We start from the raw sequence: 19741 nt of genomic DNA on the forward strand, positions 1-19741 counted from the left end.
GCGTTTGTCGCGAGGGATCTTGCGTTATCTAATCACGGATGGCCCCTGGTCCGGTAGCGCGACGTCGACGACGCGGAATTGCACGCGCTCGGCGCCCTGGTACCGGTCGACCGACAACGATCCCGCGACATGCAATTGCTGACCGCGATTGGCGAGAAGTGCATTGCCGAGCTTCTGGCCGACCGAACGGAACGCAATGCCGTTGACGATCGAGCCGTCGCCAGACTTGAAGCGTAGCCTCAAATGCGCCTGTCCGACCTCATCGGCATAGACGAGCTGATGCGACGGCAGCGCCAGCACGACTTCCGGATTGCCGCTGCCGAAGGGACCGGCGCGGTTGAGCGTGGTCGCAAGCTCCGTCGTCACGGCGCGCGCGGACACCGCGCCGTCGACATAGAGCTCGTTGACATGGCGCGCCTCGGCAACGTCTTGCGCCAGCGCATTTTCGAGATAGGCGCGGAATTCGGCGAGCTTCTCTTTCCGCAGCGTCACGCCCGCGGCCATCGCGTGGCCGCCGCCCTTCAGCAAGATACCGTCAGTCACCGCCTGCCGCACCGCCTTGCCGAGATCGACGCCTGCGATGGAGCGGCCCGAGCCGGTGCCGATGCCGCCGGGCTCCAGCGCAATCGCAAAGGCCGGCCGTGAAAACTTCTCCTTCAGGCGGGACGCGACGAGGCCGACCACGCCGGGATGCCAGCCTTCGGAGGCCGTGACGATCACGCCAACCTTGTCCTCGAGCCCGATCGAGGCCAGCGCCTCGGCTTCGGCCTGCGCTTCGGCCGCCTGCTCGATGACGCGGCGCTCGCTGTTGAGGCGATCGAGTTCGGCCGCAATCCGCGCCGCCTCGACGCTGTCGCCTTCGAGCAAGAGCCGCACGCCGAGATCGGCGCGGCCGATGCGGCCGCCGGCATTGACGCGCGGCCCCAGCATGAAGCCGAGATGCCAGGCCTCCGGCGGGCCGTTGAGCCGCGCCACGTCCATCAGCGCGGTGTGGCCGACATGGTCGCGCCGCCGCATCGCGATCAGGCCTTTTGCGACGAAAGCACGATTGAGCCCGATCAGCGGCGCCACATCCGCAACCGTGCCGAGCGCGACGTGATGCAGCATGCCGAGCAGATCGGGCTCGGGCATCTCGCTCGTCCAGAAGCCGCGCTGGCGCAGCTCGCGGTTGACGGCGACCAGCGTCACCAGCACGAGGCCGACGGCGGCGAGATGGCCGAGGCCCGACAGATCGTCGAGCCGGTTCGGATTGACCAGCGCATCGACCTCCGGCAGCTCCGTGCCGGCTTGGTGATGATCGATCACGACCACGGACATGCCGAGGCGCTTGGCTTCAGCGAGCGGCTCGATGCTGGTGGTGCCGCAATCGACGGTGACGAGCAGCGTGGCGCCCTTCGCGGCCAGCGCGCGGATCGCTTCGGTGTTCGGGCCGTAACCTTCGAAAATCCGGTCGGGGATATGGATCAGCGGATCGAGCCCACAATGGCGCAGATGCCAGGCGAGCAGCGCCGCAGAGGTCGCGCCATCGACATCGTAGTCGCCGAAGATCGCAACCTTCTCGCCGCGCACCGCCGAGTCCGCGATCCGCTTCGCGGCGGCCTCCATCTCCGTCACGGTGTACGGGTCCGGCAACAGCTTGCGGATGGTCGGATCGAGGAAGTCGGCGACGGCGTCGATATCGACACCGCGGCCCGCCAGCACCCGCGCCAGCAACTCCGGCAGCTGGTGCCGCTGCACGATGGCGAGCGCCTTGGCCGCCCCGCGCGCATCCAGCCGGTCGAGCCAGAGCTTGTCGGTGAGCGAGCGCGCGACGCCCAGAAACGCCTGGGGCACTTCGACGGGCAAGGCGGTTGCGGGCGGCGTCATGAGTCGAGACTGGCTTGAGGAACCCGGGAATCGGACTGGGCGTTGCGGCGATCGGCCGACAATGACGATTGACCTGGAATCCCCCGGGATTTGCAATGTCCACGCCGCACAAAGCGGTGGATTGCCGCTTTGCTGCGCGGACTGACTATCATTTGGGCATTCCGTGGAACAGCAAATTAAGCGGGCGTTAGGCGGAATCTTCGAAAAAGACTCGTATTCGATCTGTAATTAGTTGTTCCGGGTTCGTTGCAGATCAGGCCTCATTGCCAAGGGAAGCTCCCCGATGTCTGCTGCGCTGGGTCTGAAAGCCAAGCCAATCGCCACCGAACCCGCTGATGACGATTCCGATATCTCCGCACTGATCAATCGCCTGACCGCGGAGGTCAACCAGATCGCAGTCGACAAGACCAAGGCGATCCAGCAGATCACCAACCAGATGAAGATGCTGGCGCTGAACGCGCTGATCGAGAGCTCGCGCGCCGGCGCGCAAGGCGCCGGCTTCGCGGTGGTGGCGCAGGAGGTGCGCGGCGTCGGCCAGCAGGTCGAAACCATCGCGCGCGAGCTCGAAACCCAGCTGACGAAGCGCACCGGTGATCTTGTCGCCTCGATCGACCGCATGAGCCAGCGCTCGCGCGGCGAGCGCATGGTCGACCTGTCGCTCAACGCCATCGAGCTGATCGATCGCAACCTCTATGAACGCACCTGCGATGTGCGCTGGTGGGCGACCGACTCCGCCGTGGTCGATTGCGCGGCCTCGCCCAACGCCGCAGCCGTCTCCCATGCCTCGCAGCGCCTCGGCGTGATCCTCGGCGCCTACACCGTCTATCTCGACCTCTGGCTCTGCGACCTCGACGGCAATGTCATCGCCAACGGCCGCGCCGACCGCTTTCGCGTCGTCGGCCAGAACGTCGCCCACACAAAGTGGTTTCGCGAGGCGCGAACCTTGCGCTCCGGCGACGACTATGTCGCCGGTGACGTCGAGAACCAGCCGCTGCTCGGCAATGCCCAAGTCGCGACCTATTGTGCCAGCGTCCGCGCCGGCGGTCAGGCCAACGGCGCGCCGATCGGCGTGCTCGCCATCCATTTCGACTGGGAGGCACAGGCCCGCGCCATCGTGCAGGGGGTGCGCGTCGGCGACAGCGACAAGGCGCGCGTGCTGCTGGTCGATTTCAATCTGCGTGTCATCGCAGCTTCCGATGGCCAGGGTATTTTGAGCGAGCGCATCTCGATCTCGCTGAACGGCCAGCGATCCGGCTTCTATCACGACCGCGCGGGCGCGCTGGTCGCGTTCCATGCGACGCCAGGCTACGAGACTTATCGCGGCCTCGGCTGGTACGGCGTGATCGTCTGCGGAGCGTGACGACATCATCGCGAGATCTGTGAGCGCGGCAGCGTGACCGTCGAACAATGGTCGCGCCGTGATGCGGTGCGACTTGCAGCCTATCCGAGATAGCCAGACACTCCGTCCCACAACAGCTTCAACGCCGTCACGGCCAGCAAGCCATGGCACGCCCGGTAGATCTGCCGCTGGTCCAGCTTTCCGTGCAGCCGCCAGCCGAGCCAGACGCCGCTGGGAATGGCAAAGAGGCACGCCGCCATCACGATCCAGACGTTGCCCGCCGGCCGCACCAGCAACAGCCAAGGTACCGCCTTGATCGCGTTGCCGACGGTGAAGAACAGGCTCGTCGTTCCCGCGTAGACCTCCTTGCTGAGGCCAAGCGGCAGGAGGTACATCGCCAGCGGCGGTCCGCCGGAATGCGCGACCATGGTCGTGACACCCGAGGCAAAACCGGCAGCAACCGCCTTCGGCGAGGAGCGCGGACGAATGACCACCTTCGGATCACTCACGAGCCATATGCCAACGAAGCTCAACGTCACGACCGCCATCACGATCGCGACGGCGCGATGGTCCAATACGCGGAACAAGAGATAGCCGAGGGCAATGCCGATCACGAGCCCGGGCAACAGCAGCACCAGGTCCGGCTTCGACCATGTCGAGGACTTCCAGTAGCGCAACGCGAACAGGTCCATGGCGATGAAGAGCGGCGCGAGCAGGCCGCCCGCGGTGACCGGATCCATCACGCACGACAGCAACGGAATGCCGACGATGGAGAAGCCGCCGCCGAATGCGCCCTTCATGAAGCAGATCAAGAAGACGCCGGAAAAGGCGATGATCACCGTGGCGACCGTCAAATCCATCTGCGCATCTCCATGACCGTCACGCTCGCGGCTCGGCGCGCGTCACGCCGAACCATCGCGGGCGAGACTTGGCTCAGGTCGCCGTGACGTCGTCATCGGTTGCTGTTGGGCCGGCGTCGGTCGACGTCGCTTGCGAGGTTCGAGGCGGCTCGGCCTTCGGCTGGAAAAAGAGACCGGGCAGCACTGAAGGCAGGCCAAAGGTCATTCCGAGGAATGCCAGAAACACATCAAGATAGCTCACGCTCATTCTGTTGCTCCGCTTTGTCGGGCGCGACCACCTCTCGGTGCATTTGAGGGGCGATGCGGCGCAATATGAACCGGTACATTACTCAGTACAATAAGAACATTGATCTCGGTGCAATTATGCCGCCTCCGCATGAGTAGAGCAGATGCAGCAAACTTCTTGCGTTGGGCTTCAATCCGACCGCGGCAGGCGCGGCGCCCACCCCGTCGCAACGAGTCTTCTGAGCATTTTCCGGCAAGGCAGGCCGGTTACAGGCAAGAGCTTGCCGCATTGCTCGGCTACGCTGCGCTTCGCATCACGTTGGGCGACGTGACGTGATCGGCCCACGGATTGGGATCACTCACGCTCGTCACATGCCGAGGAGACATGCCATGAAGATCGTCGTGATCGGCGGGACCGGATTGATCGGATCCAAGCTCGTGACGAAGTTGAAACAACACGGCTACGAGGCCGTTGCGGCCTCGCCGAAATCAGGCGTGAACACCGTCACCGGGGAAGGCCTCGCAGCAGTGCTGGCTGGCGCGGATGTCGTCGTCGACGTCGCCAACGCGCCGTCCTGGGAGCCCGCCGCCGTGCTCGATTTCTTCCAGCGCTCGAGCACAAACCTCGTCGCGGCAGAGGCGGCCGCGGGCGTGAAGCATCACGTGGCGCTGTCGATCGTGGGGACCGAACGGTCGCCCGACAATTCCTATTTTCGGGCCAAGCTCGCCCAGGAGACCATCATCAAATCCTCGTCGGTCCCCTACTCCATCGTTCGTGCCACCCAGTTCTTCGAATTCCTCGGCGCCATTGCCGAAACGGCCGTGGTCGAAGGAAAGATCGTCGTCCCGTCCGCACTGTTTCAGCCGATCGCCGCCGAAGACGTGGCTGATCGCGTCGCGGAGGTCGCCATGGGCCGGCCGCTCAACGGCACCATCGATATCGCAGGACCCGAGAAGGCCCCCTTCAATGAATTCATTGCGCGGCGCCTCAAGGCGTCCGGCGACGCCCGACCGGTGGTAGGAGACCCGAAGGCACCGTACTACGGCGCCGCCATTGACGACACATCACTGAACCCGCTCGGCGAAGCGCGGCTTGGAAAAACGCCGCTCGCAACGTGGCTCGCAAGACTCTGAGGGGCCGCAAGAGCTTCAATCACGACACCCATTGCAATGAAGGAAATCCCATGCGCAGATTGCTGATCGCAACGGCGGTTTATGCCGCATCAATCCTGACGGGTCATGCGGCCGAACCGGCACCTCTGGCCAAAGTGACGGTCGTGTTCGACCAGGCGCTGCCGAACGTCCCAGGCAAGAGCATGAAGGGCGTGCTGGTCGAGTATGGTCCCGGAGGCTCCTCGCCGGCCCACATGCATCCGCGCTCCGCATTCATCTATGCGACCATCCTGGAAGGAGCGATCCGCAGTCAGGTCAATGACGAGCCCGCCAAGGTCTATCGCAAAGGAGAGAATTTCTTCGAAAAGCCCGGCGACCGTCACGCCATAAGCGCGAATGCCAGCGATACCGAACCTGCGAAGCTGCTGGCCGTCTTCGTCGTGGATTCAGCAGACAAGGAGCTGGTCACGCCGATCACGAAGTAGCGCCGCCTCGTCACGCAGCGCGGCGCGCGGCCATCTCCGCGGCCAGCAGCAACGCGGCGCGGCTGGCGCCGATCGACGCGATGCCTTGCCCCGCGATGTCGTAGGCCGTGCCGTGCGCGGGCGTGCAGATCGGGAATGGGAAGCCACCGAAGGTCTGCCAGGGTCTCGAGGCGCTCGCCGGCGAGCGCATCAGCGACGCCGGGATCGGCGAAATCGCCGCCGCACATGACGACATGGTCCGGCATTATCGCAAGGGCGATCTGATCCAGTATTATCGCGGCAACCGCGCCATTCACGAGGCCATCGTCGTCGCAGCCGAAAATCCCGCGCTGACCGGGCTCTATGCTTCCGTGACCGCGCGCATCCGGCGCGCGCGCTACGTCACGCCGATGACACCGCAGCGCTGGGCGTTCGCCGTGAAGGAGCACGAGGCGATCCTGAACGCGCTGCAGCGGCGTGATGGCGCCGGCCTCTCCCACATCCTGCGTGCGCATCTGCGCCACAAGCGCGAAGAGGTCTTGCAGGCGGGCTTTGCCGAGACGGAAGGAAGCGACCTCGCGCTGCGGATCGCGTGAGGCGGGCTCGCCCGGCGAGCATTCGTTCATTCCGCGTCTGGCCTTGGCGCCTCTTCGCTGCGATAACCGCATCGAAGATCGGTCATAAGATCAGGCGACGCCGCAATGAACAAACCGCTGCCCTCAGACCCCGTCGCGCGTGCGACCTCCGACAGCACGGGAAGCGCGCCGCAAGGCGGCTTTGCCGATCTCGTTCCCGAACTCAGCGTTTCCAGCCTTCAAGCCAGCCTGCCGTTCTGGCGCGACTTGCTCGGCTTCGAGCTCGCTTACGATCGCCCCGATGCGCGATTTGCGTATCTCGCCAGGGGGCGTTTGCAGGTCATGCTCTGCGAATTGAATGGACGCTGGGAGACGGCCGATATGCAGCGGCCATTCGGACGCGGCGTCAATTTCCAGATGGTCGTCGATCGCATTGATCCCATGCTGAGAGCTCTCGGCGATGCCAAATGGCCGCTCTACGAGCAGCCGAACGAAGCCTGGTATCGGGTCGGCGACCAGGAATTCGGCCAGCGCGAATTCCTCGTCCAGGATCCGGACGGTTACCTCGTGCGCTTCGTCGAACGCCTGGGCATGCGCACGCCATCCTGACGCAAAGATTCGTCCAGTCCTGCCGCATCGCGCAATCAGGAGACACAATCGCGACGGTGCACGCTGCCCGGACCATTGAACTGATGCACGCTCTCTGTCGTGTGGGACGTAAGCTGCATTCGGCTCACGAGCCGAACTTGCTCAATTTCGCATTCGCCCGATTATCCTTGCGCCCCTCTGTCAGCTGACGTGGTCGCGCGTTAGACGTGAAGCTCCCCCGCTTCACGCTCCGCGAGCACCTCGGCTCGCCGTTGCGCAGCCAACGGAGACCATCTCATGACCAAACCAAGCATCGTTTTCGCGCACGGCCTCTGGGCTGACGGATCGTGCTTCGGCAAGCTGATCCCGGCGCTGCAAGCCGAAGGCCACGAGGTCATGGCAAGCCAGCACGGGCTCGATTCACTCGCAACCGACGTCGCCTGCGTGACGGCGTGTTTTGGCCGTGTTCCCGGACCCGTGGTCCTCGTCGGCCACTCCTATGGCGGCACACTGATCACGCATGCCGGAACCGATCCGCGGGTCGCCGCGCTGGTCTACATCGCCGCGCTCGCGCCCGCTGCCGACGAAACTTCGCAGAGCCAGATTGCAAAATTTCCGACGACGCAGGTGTTCGGCCACATCGACGCGCCGGCGGGCCGTGTCTGGCTCAAGCCAAGCGGCCTGACGCACTTTGCCGGCGACCTGCCCGAAGCCGAGCAAAAGCTGGTCTACGCAACGCAAGGGGCGCCGGTTGCGGATCTCCTGACCCAAAAGGTCGATGGCACAGCGTGGACCTCGAAGCCGAGCTGGTACATCCTCGCCAGCAAGGACGAGACGGTTCACCCCGATCTGCAACACTTCGTCTCGAAGCGCATGAACGCTACCGTGACCGAAGTGCCTTCGTCCCACGTCCCCATGCTGTCGAAGCCGGATGTGGTGCTGGATGTGATCCGGAAGGCAGCGAATGCGGTCACAGCGAAGTAGCATCGACTGACGTACCATACCGAACCAATGCAGATGACGTTGTCATTCTTCAGATCGGTCCGAGCGGCGCGAGACCGCCCGGACCTTTTGTCCATCGCGAAAACGCCATGCCGATTTCTGCTTTTTCTAATATCAATTAATCCGATTGAAACAGTGCATATTATTCGTTTGTCAAAATCCTCCTTCTGCGTAGCCTGATCCCGCGCCATCGCCCGGCTGCCCGTAAAGGCCGCCCCCGAGAACAGCGAGGCACCGGAGGATTGGATGACGACGACGCTCGACGCATCGGGAATGCCTGCACGTTCGCTGCTGCCCTTCCTTGATCGCGAGCACACGATCGCAAGGCCGGGCTACAGCCGATGGATGGTGCCGCCCGCGGCGCTTTGCGTGCATTTGTGCATCGGGCAGGCCTACGCCTTCAGCGTCTTCAACCTGCCGATGACCAAGCTGATCGGCGTCACCCAATCGGCATCCGGCGACTGGAAGCTCACCGAGCTCGGCTGGATTTTCTCCATCGCGATGGTGTTCCTCGGACTGTCCGCCGCAGTGTTCGGACGCTGGGTCGAGGAAGGCGGCCCGCGCAAGGCGATGTTCACCGCCGGCGTTGCCTGGGCGAGCGCGTTCCTGATCTCGGCCCTCGGCGTCTATCTCCACAATCTCTGGATCATCTATCTCGGCTACGGCGTGATCGGCGGCTGCGCGCTCGGCATCGGCTACATCTCCCCGGTTTCGACGCTCATGAAGTGGTTTCCCGACCGACTGGGCATGGCCACCGGCATGGCGATCATGGGCTTTGGCGGCGGGGCGCTGATCGCCTCCCCCCTCTCCGTCTGGCTGATGAGCAAGTTTGCGACCACGAGCGACGTCGGCGTGCTCGGCGCCTTCATCACGCTCGGCTGTGTCTACTTCGTCTTCATGATGGTCGGCTCCGCCATCGTGCGCGTACCGGCGCCGGGCTGGAAGCCGGAGGGTTATGTGCCGCCTGCCGCCGCCACCAGGCTGATGACCAGGAACGACGTGTTCGTCTACCAGGCGGTCAAGACGCCACAGTTCTGGCTGCTCTGGATCGTGCTGTTCTGCAACACCACCGCCGGCATCGGCGTGCTCGGCCAGGCCTCAGCGATGAGCCAGGAGATGTTCCCCGGCCATATCACCGCGGTCGCGGCCGCAGGTCTCGTCGGCCTGATGAGCCTGTTCAACATGGGCGGACGTTTCAGCTGGGCCTCGCTATCCGACTTCATCGGACGCAAGAGCACCTATTTCGTCTACATGGTGCTCGGAATCGCCCTCTACGTGACCGTGCCCTATGCCGGCGCGAGCGGCAATGTCGTGCTGTTCGTGCTGTGCTTCCTGATCATCGTCAGCATGTATGGCGGCGGCTTTTCCACCGTTCCGGCCTACCTGCGCGACATGTTCGGCACGCGCTATGTCGGCGCCATCCACGGCATTCTGTTGACGGCCTGGTCGATGGCCGGAATCGCCGGGCCTGTGCTGATCAACTACATCCGCGAATACAACGTCACGCACGGCGTGCCGAAGGCCCAGGCTTACAACACGACCATGTACATCATGGCCGGACTGCTCGTGGTCGGCTTCCTCGCCAATCTCTGCGTCCGTGCCGTCGACAAGCGTCATCACATGAAAGACGAGGACAGTTCAGGACTCGAGGCGGCGCGCGCTGCCTGACGTTCGGACGAACACAAGGAGGCGACCATGACCACGACATCACGGAGCGAAGCGTCATTCTCCCAATCGCTGCTGAGCTGGATCGCCTGGCGGGTATCCCGGACGATGGCGGCGATGCGGCCGGTGCATCGAGCCACCGAGATCGCGGCCGCAGCCGCGGCGAGCAACAATCCCTCGGGGGCCTGACATCATGCAGACCGCTCAGACGGCAAAGACCACCCCGCTGCAATTGGCATTGGCCTGGAGCTTTGCGGGCATCCCCCTGCTTGCGGGCGTGATCCAGACCCTGCTTAACGCCATGAAGCTGTTTCAGTAGGCGGCGAATACGTCCCACGAACAAGCGTGCAACGCTTCTCAGCGGCGCGCGACGGTTGATAACCGACGAAGGCTTCGCCATCACCGTGCGCTGGCCGCGGTGATCGCCGCTGCAGTTCTCGCCGTCGGCTTCGACGCGACTGCGGACATCGTCGTCGCGACGCTCGCACTTGGCGCGGTGACGGCGCTCGCCGAGACCCACCTGCACCGGCGCGGATAGATCCAGTCAAACGAGCCGTCAGCGGCGCTTGCGCGTGCCACGCGCCGGCGTTTCCGTCACCCGCCGGGTCTGCTCGGCGGCGAGGTCGCGCATGATCGCTATCGCGCTCTGCACGTGGTCGTCGGGCTGGTCGACCGAATAGATGACATAGGCCGGCATCGAGATTTTCGGCGCTCCCACCACCAGGTGCAGCCGGCGCGCCTTCAGCAGCGGCTCGACGATCCGGTGCGCAAAATAGCCGGAGCCGCCGTTGGCGAGGACGTGCTGCAGCCCGAGCCAGCCGATGTTCGCGGTCAGCGCAGGCCCAGCGAAATTGGGAAAGACGGCGCTGTGGCGCGCGTAGAATTCGGGCCCCCAGTCGACATAGACGTAGCCCTCCTGCGGCTCCGGATCGCTCCTGGGATTGGTCGACACCAGCACGAGCTGCTCCTCGATCAGCAACTCGACCTTGAGGCCGGGGCGGCTTTGCGGGGTGTACATCACGCCGATGTCGATGCGTCCCTCGACCAGCCCCTGCATCAACTCGGGCTCAAGGGCGCTCTCGGCCCGGATGGAGATCTGAGGATTGGCCTCCTGCATGCGCGGCACCCAAAGCAGCAGGAACTCCTCCCACAGGCCGATGCGGCCGCCGACCACCAGCGCCCCGCTAAAGCCCTTGGGGAGGCCGACGTCGTGGCGGGCCTGCTCGACGGTGCGAACAAGCGTCGAGGCATGGCGCTGAAATTGCCGCCCTGCCACCGTAAGCGTCGCGCCGGCCTTGTTGCGCACGAACAACGTGCAACCGAGCAGCTCCTCGAGCGAGTGGATCCGCGTGCTGACGGTGGACTGGCTGACGTGAAGCCGGTCGGCGGCGGTGATGAAATTGCCGGTCGCGACCACGGTCAGGAATGTACGCGCGAGCTCGGTATCCAGGGGCGCACCTCACACATCGACATTGTCGATATGAAAGGCGCTGTCTTGAAGGATGTCAAACAGAAGGAGTGCCGCTTAGCAGCCGAGCTTGTCGGCGACCCCGCCAAAATCCTTGGCGACGATGTCCCAATTGCCGGTCGCCTCGAAATCGACCTTCTGAAGCGGGCCATATTCGGTCGGCCGCGCCACGAACGCGGTCTTCAGTCCGTTCTTCTGGGCGGCGGCGAGATCACCGTTGTGGGCGGCGACCATCATCACCTGCTCCGGCTTGAGGCCGAGCAGGCGCGCGGCGCCGAGATAGGTCTCGGGATCGGGCTTGTAGTGCTCGAACAGCTCGGCCGACATGATGAGGTCCCACGGCAGGCCGGCGAACTTCGCCATGTTGGTGAGCAGCGCGACATTGCCGTTCGACAGCGGCGAGATCACGAATTTGGTCTTGAGGCGCGTCAGGCCGGCGACGCTATCGGCCCAGGGATGCAGACGGTGCCAGCCCTTGGTGATGTAGTCGAGGTCGGCCTCGGTCAAACCCTTGATCGCGAACTTCTCGACCAGCTTGTCCAGCGAGCGGCGGTGCAGGACGTCGAGGATGACATAGCCACGTTCGGGGTGCTTGCGCACGTCATCCATGGCGGCCGTGTACATGCCGCGCCAGCCGTCGACCAAAGCGGTCCAGTCGGCGGAGATGCCGCGGCCCTTGCCCCACCACATGAGGTCGGTGATCAGGCTGGTGCGCCAGTCCACGACGGTGCCGAACACGTCGAAGACCAGGGCTTTGACGGAGGAGAGATCGGACATGTGCGCTTCCTCTTTTGTTGTTCTTGTCATTCCGGGGGGCGCGTCAGCACCAACCCGGAATCCAGAAGTTATGGCGCGAGATTCCGGCTTCTCCGGGCCGCGCGCTTTGCGCGGTCCCGTCGCCCCGGAATGACGAAGCGCGTCAGCCCAGGTAAAACTTCTCCAACTGCCGGTGCTCGGCCTTGATGTAACGCACGGTGCCGGTGACGGAGCGCATCACGACCGTCTCGGTCTCGATCACGCCGTCCTTGCGGAACTTGACGCCCGACAGCAACGAGCCCGTGGTGACGCCGGTGGCGGCGAACAGGCAGTCGCCGCGCGCCATGTCCTCGATGCCGTAGATCATCTTGGGATCGTTGACGCCCATCTTGGCGGCGCGCTCGCGCTTCTCGTCGGAATCGAGGATCAGGCGGCACTGCATCTGGCCACCGATGCAGCGCAGCGCCACGGCCGCGAGCACGCCTTCCGGCGCGCCGCCGGTGCCGAGATACATGTCGACGCCGGTGTTATCGGGGTCGGCGCAGTGGATCACGCCGGCCACGTCGCCGTCGGTGATGAGGCGGACGGCGGCGCCGGTCGAGCGCACACTCTCGATGATGCTGGCATGGCGCGGGCGGTCGAGCACGAGAACGGTGATGCCTTCCGGCTGGACACCCTTGGCCTTGGCGAGGCGGCGGACGTTGTCGGCGGGCGAGGCATCAATTTCGACAACACCCTTGTCGTAGCCGGGACCGATCGCGAGCTTCTCCATGTAGACGTCAGGAGCGTGCAGGAGCGTGCCGCCGTCGGCCATCGCCATGGTGGCAATCGAGCCCGGCATGTTCTTGGCGCACAGCGTGGTGCCTTCGAGCGGGTCGACCGCGATGTCGACCTGCGGGCCGGCGTTCATGCCAACCTTCTCGCCGATGAACAGCATCGGCGCCTCGTCGCGCTCGCCCTCGCCGATCACGATGGTGCCCTCGATCGGCAGCTTGTTGAGCTCGCGCCGCATGGCGTCCACCGCGGCCTGGTCGGCCGCCTTCTCGTTGCCGTGCCCGCGCAGCCGCGCCGAAGACACCGCCGCCCGCTCCGTCACCCGCACGATCTCCAGCGTGAGGATGCGCTCGAGCAACGCGTGCGGCGGGACTGAAATATGGGTCGACATCGGCTAACTCCTTCGGAACAGTTTTGGACGGAGATCTCCGTCCGCATTAACTCGTAACACCCACAGTTCGTTCGAACCGTGTCCTATTGTTTGAGCAAGACCTTGCCGGAAAACCTCTTCACACTTTTCCGGGTCATGCTCAGTTCTTCTCGATCCGGATCACCTGCGGCCGTCCGCTGATCACCTTGTCCTTCTGCACGGCCGCGAGCGCACGTCGCACGGCGTCCTCGTGCGTCGCATAGGTGATCAGGATGACGGGCACGGGCACCGCCTTGCCGCTCGCCGGCGCAGCGCCGCCATTGGGATGACGCTGCACGATCGACTCGATCGAAATCTTCTGCTCCGCGAGCCGGGTCGCGATCGCGGCCGCAGTGCCCGGGAAATCGCACGCCAGCAGGCGGATATAGTAGCCGCCCTCGTGCCGCTCCATCGGCGCCTTCTTGGTGTCACGCAGATGCGAGATCGGCCGGCCGAACGGATTGGCGCGGATGCCGCGCGCAACGTCGGCGATGTCGGCGACGACGGCGGATGCGGTCGCAGCACCGCCGGCACCGGGGCCGACCAGCGTGATCGGAGGGATGCCCTCGCCATCGATCGTGACCGCATTGGTGACACCCATCACCTGCGCGATCGAGGAGGATTTTGGAACCATGGTCGGGTGCACGCGCTGCTCGATGCCCTTGGCGGTGCGAACGGCAACACCGAGCAGCTTGAGCCGGTAACCGAGATCGTCGGCCGCGCGCAGATCTTCCGGCGCGATGGATGAGATACCTTCGACATACACCGCGCTTTGAGCAACTTTCGTGCCGAAAGCGAGGCTGGCGAGAATGGCAAGTTTTTGCGCGGTGTCGTGGCCATCGACGTCGAAGGACGGATTGGCCTCGGCGTAGCCGAGCCGCTGCGCATCCTTGAGGCATTCGGCAAAGGACAGGCCCTCCTGCTCCATCCGCGTCAGGATGTAATTGCAGGTGCCGTTGAGGATGCCGTAGACGCGAGTGACGCCGGTTCCGGCAAGCCCTTCGCGTAACGTTTTGATGACAGGGATCGCTGCGCCGACCGCTGCCTCGAAATTCAGCGCGCCGCCGTGCTTTTCAGCGGCCTTGGCAAGCTTCAGGCCGTGCTTGGCGAGCAGCGCCTTGTTGGCGGTGACGACCGACTTGCCCGCATTCAGTGCCGCTTCGACCGCAGAGAGAGCGGGATCACCGGCGCCGCCCATCAGCTCGACGAAGCAGTCGATGCCGGGATGCGTGGCCAGTGCCATGGGGTCCTTGACCCATTCGACGCCACGCAGATCGACGCCGCGCTTCTTCGCCTTCGAGCGCGCGGTGACGGCGACGACGCGAATGCCGCGGCCGCTGCGGCCCGCGAGCACGCGGGCCTGGGTCTCGATCAAACGGACAACTTCGGCGCCCACGGTGCCGAGCCCCGCTATGCCCACTTTCAGGGGTGCAACCATGATGCTTTAGAAAACCTGCCGAAGAGAAACTTAACGCCGATTGGCGAGCGGAACGACGTTGTGCAACGTTTCGATGCCGCTTTCAAGGAAGCGGCGCACGCCGCGCGCGGCCTGCCTGATCCGTTGCTCGTTTTCCACCATGGCGATGCGGACATATCCTTCACCGTGCTCGCCGAAGCCGACACCGGGCGAGACCGCGACGCCGGATTTCTCCACCATCAGGGTTGCGAACTGCATGCTGCCGACGCTGCGGAAGGCCTCCGGCAGCGGCACCCAGGCGAACATCGAGGCTTCCGGCGGCGGGATCTCCCAGCCGGCGCGTCCGAACGATTCCACCAGCGCGTCGCGGCGCTTGCGGTAGGTGTCGCGCATCTCCTTGATGCAATCGTCGGGGCCGTTCAGCGCGGCAGTCGCGGCGACCTGCACCGGCGTGAAGGCGCCGTAGTCGAGGTAGGATTTGACGCGGGCGAGCGCGGCGATCACGCGGTCGTTGCCGACCGCAAAGCCCATGCGCCAGCCGGCCATCGAATAGGTCTTCGACATCGAGGTGAACTCGACGGTGACGTCGATCGCGCCGGGCACCTGGAGCACCGAGGGCGGCGGGTTGTTCTCGTCGAAATAGACTTCGGCATAGGCGAGATCGGACAGGATCAGGATCTCGTGCTTCTTCGCGAACGCGACGAGGTCCTTGTAGAAGTCGAGGCTCGCGACATAGGCGGTTGGGTTCGAGGGGTAGCAGACGACGAGCGCGAGCGGCTTCGGGATCGAATGCACGATCGCCCGTTCCACCGCCTCGAAGAATTGCGGCGTCGGCTCCGAGGGCACCGAACGGATCACGCCGCCCGCCATCAGGAAGCCGAAGGCATGAATCGGGTAGCTCGGATTCGGGCAGAGGATGACGTCGCCGGGCGCGGTGATCGCCTGCGCCACATTGGCAAAGCCCTCCTTCGAACCGAGTGTCGCCACGACCTGGGTGTCGGGGTTGAGCTTCACGCCGAAGCGGCGGGCGTAATAAGCGGCCTGAGCCCGGCGCAGCCCGGGGATGCCGCGGGAGGCCGAGTAGCGGTCGGTGCGCGGCTTGCCCAGCGTCTCCTTCAGCTTCTCCAGCACATGCGCCGGCGCCGGCAGGTCCGGATTGCCCATGCCGAGGTCGATGATGTCGGCGCCGGCATTCCGCGCGGCCGCCTTGGCCCGGTTGACCTGCTCGAACACGTAAGGCGGAAGGCGGCGGATGCGGTAAAACTCTTCCATGGCTCTCTGGGCTCCGGGCAACCGGTCAGGACAGAATCGACCGGCCATGACAGCCGCTCGGGAAAGCTCTCGCCCCCTCGCGAAAATCACTCAAAATCAAACGCTTAGAGTAATATTCGACGGCAGGAGCTGAAGTCGTTCGCCCTGACTCTCGGCTGAACTGAGGTCTTTTAGCACGGCATGGCGGGGGCGCCAGCGATTACGCCGCGTTACTTGGCGTCTTTTGCGGCAACCGATTGGCGTTCGCGCGCGGCGGCCAGCTCGGCTTCAATCTTGGCGCGCTGGTCCGGCGGGATGATCGCCTGATCACGATCCGGCGGCAGATCGTGCACCGGAAGGTAGGAGCCGGGCTCCCTGGGATGGGCCTGCGCGTCGGTGGGCGTATAGTCAGCCAGCTGACTCGAGCAGCCGCCCAAGGCAAGCGCCGCCATCAGCAGCGCGCCACAGATCGGCAGCGACTTTTGCAGGTCCCTCAACGCCAACACTTGGGAAATCCCCTACTCGTCCCAATGCAAGGCTGCCGGAACTTAACCCGACAACCTGCCCAAGCTCAAACCATTGCTGCCCACAAATGGTACGAGCGAGAATACTTCCAAGGCCCACTGCGGAAGAGGTGCACGCTGATTGTGACAAAACCAAGGGGCTTTGTCGCAGTGCAGCACATGTTGGAGCTTGTTTAACGCCAAACATGCGAGCTTCGCGGTGACGAATACGGAATGAATCGTTACTGTTCTGCTCATGAGTAGCGCCACGACCGACACACCCAAATCCGAATCGAAGTTCGATGCGGAAGCCTTCGCGATGAATGTCGCGCAGGCGATGGAGAGCGGCGGCAAGGCGCTCGCCGCGTATCTCAAGCCACGCGAGAGCGGCGAGGTGCAGGATCGCCCGCCGGCCGAGCTGACGGAAGTGGTCAAGGCCTTCACGTCGGTCGCCGAATACTGGCTGTCGGACACATCCCGCGCGTCGGATCTGCAGACCAAGCTCGCCAAGGATTATCTCGACCTCTGGGGCTCGGCGGCGCGCCGCATGGCCGGCCAGGACGCCCCGCCCGCGATCGCGCCCTCGCCGCGTGACAAGCGCTTTGCCGATCCGGAATGGAAGTCGAACCAGTTCTTCGATTTCATGATGCAGCTCTATCTGCTCACGACCAAATGGGCGCAGGAGCTGGTGCGCGACGCCGACGGGCTCGACCCGCAGACCCGCCGCAAGGCGGAGTTCTACATCCAGCAGATCACCAACGCGATCTCGCCGTCCAACTTCGTGCTGACCAATCCGGAAGTGCTGCGCGAGACGGTCGCCAGCAGCGGCGAGAACCTCACGCGCGGCCTGAAGATGCTGGCCGAGGACATCGCGGCCGGCAAGGGCATGCTGAAGATCCGCCAGTCCAATCCGGACAATCTCGTCGTCGGGGTCAATATGGCGACGACGCCGGGCAAGGTGATCTACCAGAACGAGATGATGCAGCTGATCCAGTATTCGCCGACCACGGAGAACGTGCTGCGCACGCCGCTCCTGATCGTGCCGCCCTGGATCAACAAGTTCTACATCCTCGATCTCAAGCCGGAGAAATCCTACATCAAGTGGTGCGTCGACCAGGGCATCACCGTGTTTGTGATCTCATGGGTCAATCCCGACAAGCGGCTCGGCAACAAGAGCTGGGAAGACTACATGAAGGAAGGCCCGCTCACAGCGATGGACGTGATCGAGAAGGTCACCGGCGAGTTGAAGGTGCACACCGCCGGCTATTGCGTCGGCGGCACCATGCTCGCGACCACGCTGGCCTGGCTCGCCGAGAAGCGCCGCCAGCGCGTCGCGTCGGCGACGTTCTTCGCCGCGCAGGTCGACTTCACCCATGCCGGCGATCTCCTCGTGTTCGTCGACGAGGACCAGATCGCGGCCCTCGAGCAGGACATGAAGGCGGCCGGCGTGCTCGAAGGCTCGAAGATGGCGATGGCCTTCAACATGCTGCGCTCCAACGATCTGATCTGGTCCTATGTCGTCAGCAACTATCTGAAGGGCCAGCAGCCGAGCGCGTTCGACCTCCTGCACTGGAATTCGGATGCGACGCGCATGACCGCATCGAACCACTCCTATTACCTGCGCAATTGCTACCTGGAGAACCGGCTCTCCACCGGCACCATGGTGCTCGACAACACGCTGCTCGACCTCTCCAAGGTCAAGGTGCCCGTCTACAACCTCGCCACCCGCGAGGACCACATCGCGCCGGCCGAATCGGTGCTGTACGGCTCGCAGTTCTTCGGCGGCCCGGTGAAATACGTCCTGTCCGGCTCGGGCCACATCGCCGGCGTGGTCAACCCGCCCGCCTCGAACAAGTACCAGTACTGGACCAACGACAACGTCAAGGATGTCAACGTCGCCGAATGGATGAAGGGCGCGGTGGAGCACAAGGGCTCGTGGTGGCCGGACTGGCGGCAATGGCTGGGCGAGCTCGATCCGGAGGAAGTCCCGGCGCGCGTGGTCGGCAGCGAGGCCCTGCCCCCGATCGAGGACGCGCCCGGCAGCTATGTCAGGGTTCGCGCATAGCGGACTCGCCCGCGCTTTCGTATAGACTCGCTCTCAACGCAGCGAAGACACAGGGGACGGACCATGACGCGCGAATTGTTCTGGCTGACACTGACGGTGATCCTGACCGGGATCCTCTGGATTCCCTACACCATCAACCGCTGCCAGGTTCGGGGGCTCAGTGGCGCCTTGGCCAATCCCTCGCGCGCCGACAAGCCGCAGGCGGAGTGGGCGAACCGCCTGATGTTCGCGCATGACAACGCCGTCGAAAACCTCGTGCTCTTCGCGCCGCTGGTGCTGATCCTGAACGCGATCGACTATTCCTCGAAATGGACCGTGCTCGCCTGTGCGGTCTATTTCTGGTCGCGTGTCGCGCATCTGATCGTCTATGCGCTCGGAATCCCGGTGTTCCGGACTCTCGCCTTCACCGTCGGCTTCCTCGCCCAGGCCGTGCTTGCGCTGGCAATCTTCAAGGTGCTCTAGAAATCGGGTCTCTTAGTGTCCGACCGAAAAATAAGTTGAGTGATATCAGCGAGTTCTGATTCCATCGGTGTTGCGAAGCATCAAAGGGATCGAGAATGTGGACTGATATCACCCGGGCACAGTTTGCCCGAGAGGAGCTGCGTTTGCCAAGCGACTTGACGGATGCGGAATGGGGCGTGCTGGAGAGGTTGCTTCCTGTGCGGGCCAAGCGCGGGCGGCGCCCGAAATGGAGCTATCGCGACATCGTCGAGGCAGTACTCTATCTGCTGCGCGGCGGATTGCCGTGGCGCATGCTGCCGCCCACTCTGTTTCCACCAATGACCACGGTGCAGTACTATTTCTACCAATGGCGCGACAGCGGATTGTGGCAATCGATCAACCACGCACTCCTGATGCTGGCGCGCGAGGCGATCGGCCGGGAGGCCTCGCCGACGGCCGGCGTGATCGACAGCCAATCGGTCAAGACCACGGAAAGTGGCGGCCCTCGCGGCTACGACGCGGGAAAGAAGATCAAGGGTCGAAAGCGCCACATCGTCACCGACACCCAAGGGCTCCTGGTCGGAGCGATCGTTCACGCTGCCGACGTCCAGGATCGTGACGGCACGCCAGATGTCCTGTGCAGCATTCGCTACCGCTTCCCCTGGCTGCGCCATATCTTCGCCGATGGCGGCTATGCCGGCGAAAAGCTCAAGGCGGTGCTGGAAAAGATCGGCCGGTGGACTGTCGAGATCATCAAGCGCTCCGATGCCGCACAGGGCTTCGAGGTGCTTCCGCGCCGCTGGGTGGTCGAACGAACCTTCGCCTGGCTCGGCCGCAACCGCAGATTGGCCAAGGACTTCGAGCGAACCATCGAAAGCGCAACTGCCTGGCTCTTCCTCGCCTCTGTCCAACTCATGACAAGGCGCATCGCAGCGATAAAAACAGCAATGCAATTTTGAG

Annotated in this window: 21 protein-coding genes and 1 pseudogene; 12 read left to right on the forward strand and 10 right to left on the reverse strand. The window is 64.2% G+C overall.

Annotated elements, in window-relative coordinates; genetic code table 11:
- Positions 1-24: 24 nt before the first annotated feature.
- A complete protein-coding gene (gene recJ / locus HAP41_RS26300; protein ID WP_166096448.1) occupies positions 25-1866 on the reverse strand; it encodes a single-stranded-DNA-specific exonuclease RecJ in 1842 nt (613 codons plus the stop codon).
- Between the two features lie 283 nt (positions 1867-2149).
- Between recJ and HAP41_RS26305 the strand changes: the two genes are divergently transcribed.
- Entirely contained in the window at positions 2150-3226 is a 1077-nt protein-coding gene (locus HAP41_RS26305) for a methyl-accepting chemotaxis protein (protein WP_166096447.1), read from the forward strand.
- An 80-nt stretch (positions 3227-3306) separates the two neighbouring features.
- Here HAP41_RS26305 and HAP41_RS26310 read toward each other — a convergent pair whose 3' ends face one another.
- Positions 3307-4065, reverse strand: a complete 759-nt coding sequence (locus HAP41_RS26310; protein WP_166096446.1) for a sulfite exporter TauE/SafE family protein — start codon at positions 4063-4065, stop codon at positions 3307-3309.
- Positions 4066-4138: 73 nt separating this feature from the next.
- Entirely contained in the window at positions 4139-4312 is a 174-nt protein-coding gene (locus HAP41_RS26315) for a hypothetical protein (RefSeq protein WP_166096445.1), read from the reverse strand.
- A gap of 368 nt (positions 4313-4680) precedes the next feature.
- On the opposite strand from HAP41_RS26315, the gene HAP41_RS26320 reads away from it, so the two are divergent.
- Both HAP41_RS26320 and HAP41_RS26325 read left to right on the forward strand, forming a co-directional pair.
- Positions 4681-5424 (forward strand): SDR family oxidoreductase, encoded by a 744-nt coding sequence (locus HAP41_RS26320; protein ID WP_166096444.1) that lies wholly within the window; start codon positions 4681-4683, stop codon positions 5422-5424.
- Between the two features lie 50 nt (positions 5425-5474).
- Positions 5475-5888 (forward strand): cupin domain-containing protein, encoded by a 414-nt coding sequence (locus tag HAP41_RS26325; RefSeq protein WP_014495512.1) that lies wholly within the window; start codon positions 5475-5477, stop codon positions 5886-5888.
- A gap of 10 nt (positions 5889-5898) precedes the next feature.
- Here HAP41_RS26325 and HAP41_RS26330 read toward each other — a convergent pair.
- Positions 5899-6036 (reverse strand): annotated as a pseudogene (locus tag HAP41_RS26330) (4-hydroxythreonine-4-phosphate dehydrogenase PdxA); the annotation flags it as partial.
- On the opposite strand from HAP41_RS26330, the gene HAP41_RS26335 reads away from it, so the two are divergent.
- The 6 genes from HAP41_RS26335 (at position 6011) to HAP41_RS50090 (ending at position 10016) form a co-directional block, all read left to right on the forward strand.
- Entirely contained in the window at positions 6011-6463 is a 453-nt protein-coding gene (locus HAP41_RS26335; RefSeq protein ID WP_224580737.1) for a GntR family transcriptional regulator, read from the forward strand. The pseudogene HAP41_RS26330 and the gene HAP41_RS26335 sit on opposite strands and share 26 nt — an antisense overlap.
- A 105-nt stretch (positions 6464-6568) precedes the next feature.
- Positions 6569-7051 (forward strand): bleomycin resistance protein, encoded by a 483-nt coding sequence (locus tag HAP41_RS26340; RefSeq protein ID WP_166096443.1) that lies wholly within the window; start codon positions 6569-6571, stop codon positions 7049-7051.
- Positions 7052-7327: 276 nt separating this feature from the next.
- On the forward strand, positions 7328-8014 hold the full coding sequence (locus tag HAP41_RS26345) for an alpha/beta fold hydrolase (protein WP_166096442.1): 687 nt from the start codon (positions 7328-7330) through the stop codon (positions 8012-8014).
- A 264-nt stretch (positions 8015-8278) separates the two neighbouring features.
- Entirely contained in the window at positions 8279-9700 is a 1422-nt protein-coding gene (locus HAP41_RS26350) for an L-lactate MFS transporter (RefSeq protein ID WP_166096441.1), read from the forward strand.
- Positions 9701-9727: 27 nt separating this feature from the next.
- Positions 9728-9886, forward strand: a complete 159-nt coding sequence (locus tag HAP41_RS26355; protein ID WP_157790313.1) for a hypothetical protein — start codon at positions 9728-9730, stop codon at positions 9884-9886.
- 4 nt (positions 9887-9890) lie between these two features.
- Complete coding sequence (locus HAP41_RS50090) at positions 9891-10016, forward strand: MFS transporter small subunit (protein WP_014495518.1); 126 nt, start codon at positions 9891-9893, stop codon at positions 10014-10016.
- Between the two features lie 237 nt (positions 10017-10253).
- Here the strand turns inward: HAP41_RS50090 and HAP41_RS26360 are convergent, their stop codons facing one another.
- The 6 genes from HAP41_RS26360 to HAP41_RS26385 all read right to left on the reverse strand — a co-directional run bounded on the left by HAP41_RS26360 (position 10254) and on the right by HAP41_RS26385 (position 16278).
- A complete protein-coding gene (locus HAP41_RS26360; protein WP_166105783.1) occupies positions 10254-11147 on the reverse strand; it encodes a LysR family transcriptional regulator in 894 nt (297 codons plus the stop codon).
- 75 nt (positions 11148-11222) lie between these two features.
- Positions 11223-11942, reverse strand: a complete 720-nt coding sequence (locus HAP41_RS26365; RefSeq protein ID WP_166096440.1) for a haloacid dehalogenase type II — start codon at positions 11940-11942, stop codon at positions 11223-11225.
- 142 nt (positions 11943-12084) lie between these two features.
- Positions 12085-13086 carry a class II fructose-bisphosphatase gene (gene glpX / locus HAP41_RS26370; RefSeq protein ID WP_063983497.1) on the reverse strand — a complete coding sequence of 334 codons (1002 nt, stop codon included), beginning with the start codon at positions 13084-13086 and terminating at the stop codon, positions 12085-12087.
- Between the two features lie 139 nt (positions 13087-13225).
- The gene (locus tag HAP41_RS26375; protein WP_166096439.1) at positions 13226-14542 is read right to left on the reverse strand and encodes a homoserine dehydrogenase; all 1317 of its coding nucleotides are present in this window, start codon (positions 14540-14542) and stop codon (positions 13226-13228) included.
- 30 nt (positions 14543-14572) lie between these two features.
- Positions 14573-15793, reverse strand: a complete 1221-nt coding sequence (locus tag HAP41_RS26380; protein ID WP_014495524.1) for an LL-diaminopimelate aminotransferase — start codon at positions 15791-15793, stop codon at positions 14573-14575.
- A gap of 209 nt (positions 15794-16002) precedes the next feature.
- A complete protein-coding gene (locus HAP41_RS26385; protein ID WP_135213523.1) occupies positions 16003-16278 on the reverse strand; it encodes a hypothetical protein in 276 nt (91 codons plus the stop codon).
- Between the two features lie 253 nt (positions 16279-16531).
- On the opposite strand from HAP41_RS26385, the gene HAP41_RS26390 reads away from it, so the two are divergent.
- The 3 genes from HAP41_RS26390 (at position 16532) to HAP41_RS26400 (ending at position 19740) form a co-directional block, all read left to right on the forward strand.
- Complete coding sequence (locus HAP41_RS26390; protein ID WP_166096438.1) at positions 16532-18340, forward strand: PHA/PHB synthase family protein; 1809 nt, start codon at positions 16532-16534, stop codon at positions 18338-18340.
- 63 nt (positions 18341-18403) lie between these two features.
- Entirely contained in the window at positions 18404-18802 is a 399-nt protein-coding gene (locus HAP41_RS26395) for an MAPEG family protein (RefSeq protein ID WP_063983501.1), read from the forward strand.
- 95 nt (positions 18803-18897) lie between these two features.
- Positions 18898-19740 (forward strand): IS5 family transposase, encoded by an 843-nt coding sequence (locus HAP41_RS26400; RefSeq protein ID WP_166060442.1) that lies wholly within the window; start codon positions 18898-18900, stop codon positions 19738-19740.
- The last annotated feature ends 1 nt before the right edge of the window (position 19741 follow it).

Origin of the sequence: Bradyrhizobium barranii subsp. apii, from assembly GCF_011516635.5 — a bacterium.
In the GTDB taxonomy this organism is placed as follows: Bacteria; Pseudomonadota; Alphaproteobacteria; order Rhizobiales; family Xanthobacteraceae; genus Bradyrhizobium; species Bradyrhizobium barranii.

Bases quoted from the DNA above. Each gene is read 5' to 3' on its own strand.
- recJ (WP_166096448.1), bottom strand. From the start codon at position 1,866: ATGACGCCGCCCGCAACCGCCTTGCCCGTCGAAGTGCCCCAGGCGTTT.
- HAP41_RS26305 (WP_166096447.1), top strand. From the start codon at position 2,150: ATGTCTGCTGCGCTGGGTCTGAAAGCCAAGCCAATCGCCACCGAACCC.
- HAP41_RS26310 (WP_166096446.1), bottom strand. From the start codon at position 4,065: ATGGATTTGACGGTCGCCACGGTGATCATCGCCTTTTCCGGCGTCTTC.
- HAP41_RS26315 (WP_166096445.1), bottom strand. From the start codon at position 4,312: ATGAGCGTGAGCTATCTTGATGTGTTTCTGGCATTCCTCGGAATGACC.
- HAP41_RS26320 (WP_166096444.1), top strand. From the start codon at position 4,681: ATGAAGATCGTCGTGATCGGCGGGACCGGATTGATCGGATCCAAGCTC.
- HAP41_RS26325 (WP_014495512.1), top strand. From the start codon at position 5,475: ATGCGCAGATTGCTGATCGCAACGGCGGTTTATGCCGCATCAATCCTG.
- HAP41_RS26340 (WP_166096443.1), top strand. From the start codon at position 6,569: ATGAACAAACCGCTGCCCTCAGACCCCGTCGCGCGTGCGACCTCCGAC.
- HAP41_RS26345 (WP_166096442.1), top strand. From the start codon at position 7,328: ATGACCAAACCAAGCATCGTTTTCGCGCACGGCCTCTGGGCTGACGGA.
- HAP41_RS26350 (WP_166096441.1), top strand. From the start codon at position 8,279: ATGACGACGACGCTCGACGCATCGGGAATGCCTGCACGTTCGCTGCTG.
- HAP41_RS26355 (WP_157790313.1), top strand. From the start codon at position 9,728: ATGACCACGACATCACGGAGCGAAGCGTCATTCTCCCAATCGCTGCTG.
- HAP41_RS50090 (WP_014495518.1), top strand. From the start codon at position 9,891: ATGCAGACCGCTCAGACGGCAAAGACCACCCCGCTGCAATTGGCATTG.
- HAP41_RS26365 (WP_166096440.1), bottom strand. From the start codon at position 11,942: ATGTCCGATCTCTCCTCCGTCAAAGCCCTGGTCTTCGACGTGTTCGGC.
- glpX (WP_063983497.1), bottom strand. From the start codon at position 13,086: ATGTCGACCCATATTTCAGTCCCGCCGCACGCGTTGCTCGAGCGCATC.
- HAP41_RS26375 (WP_166096439.1), bottom strand. From the start codon at position 14,542: ATGGTTGCACCCCTGAAAGTGGGCATAGCGGGGCTCGGCACCGTGGGC.
- HAP41_RS26380 (WP_014495524.1), bottom strand. From the start codon at position 15,793: ATGGAAGAGTTTTACCGCATCCGCCGCCTTCCGCCTTACGTGTTCGAG.
- HAP41_RS26390 (WP_166096438.1), top strand. From the start codon at position 16,532: ATGAGTAGCGCCACGACCGACACACCCAAATCCGAATCGAAGTTCGAT.
- HAP41_RS26395 (WP_063983501.1), top strand. From the start codon at position 18,404: ATGACGCGCGAATTGTTCTGGCTGACACTGACGGTGATCCTGACCGGG.
- HAP41_RS26400 (WP_166060442.1), top strand. From the start codon at position 18,898: ATGTGGACTGATATCACCCGGGCACAGTTTGCCCGAGAGGAGCTGCGT.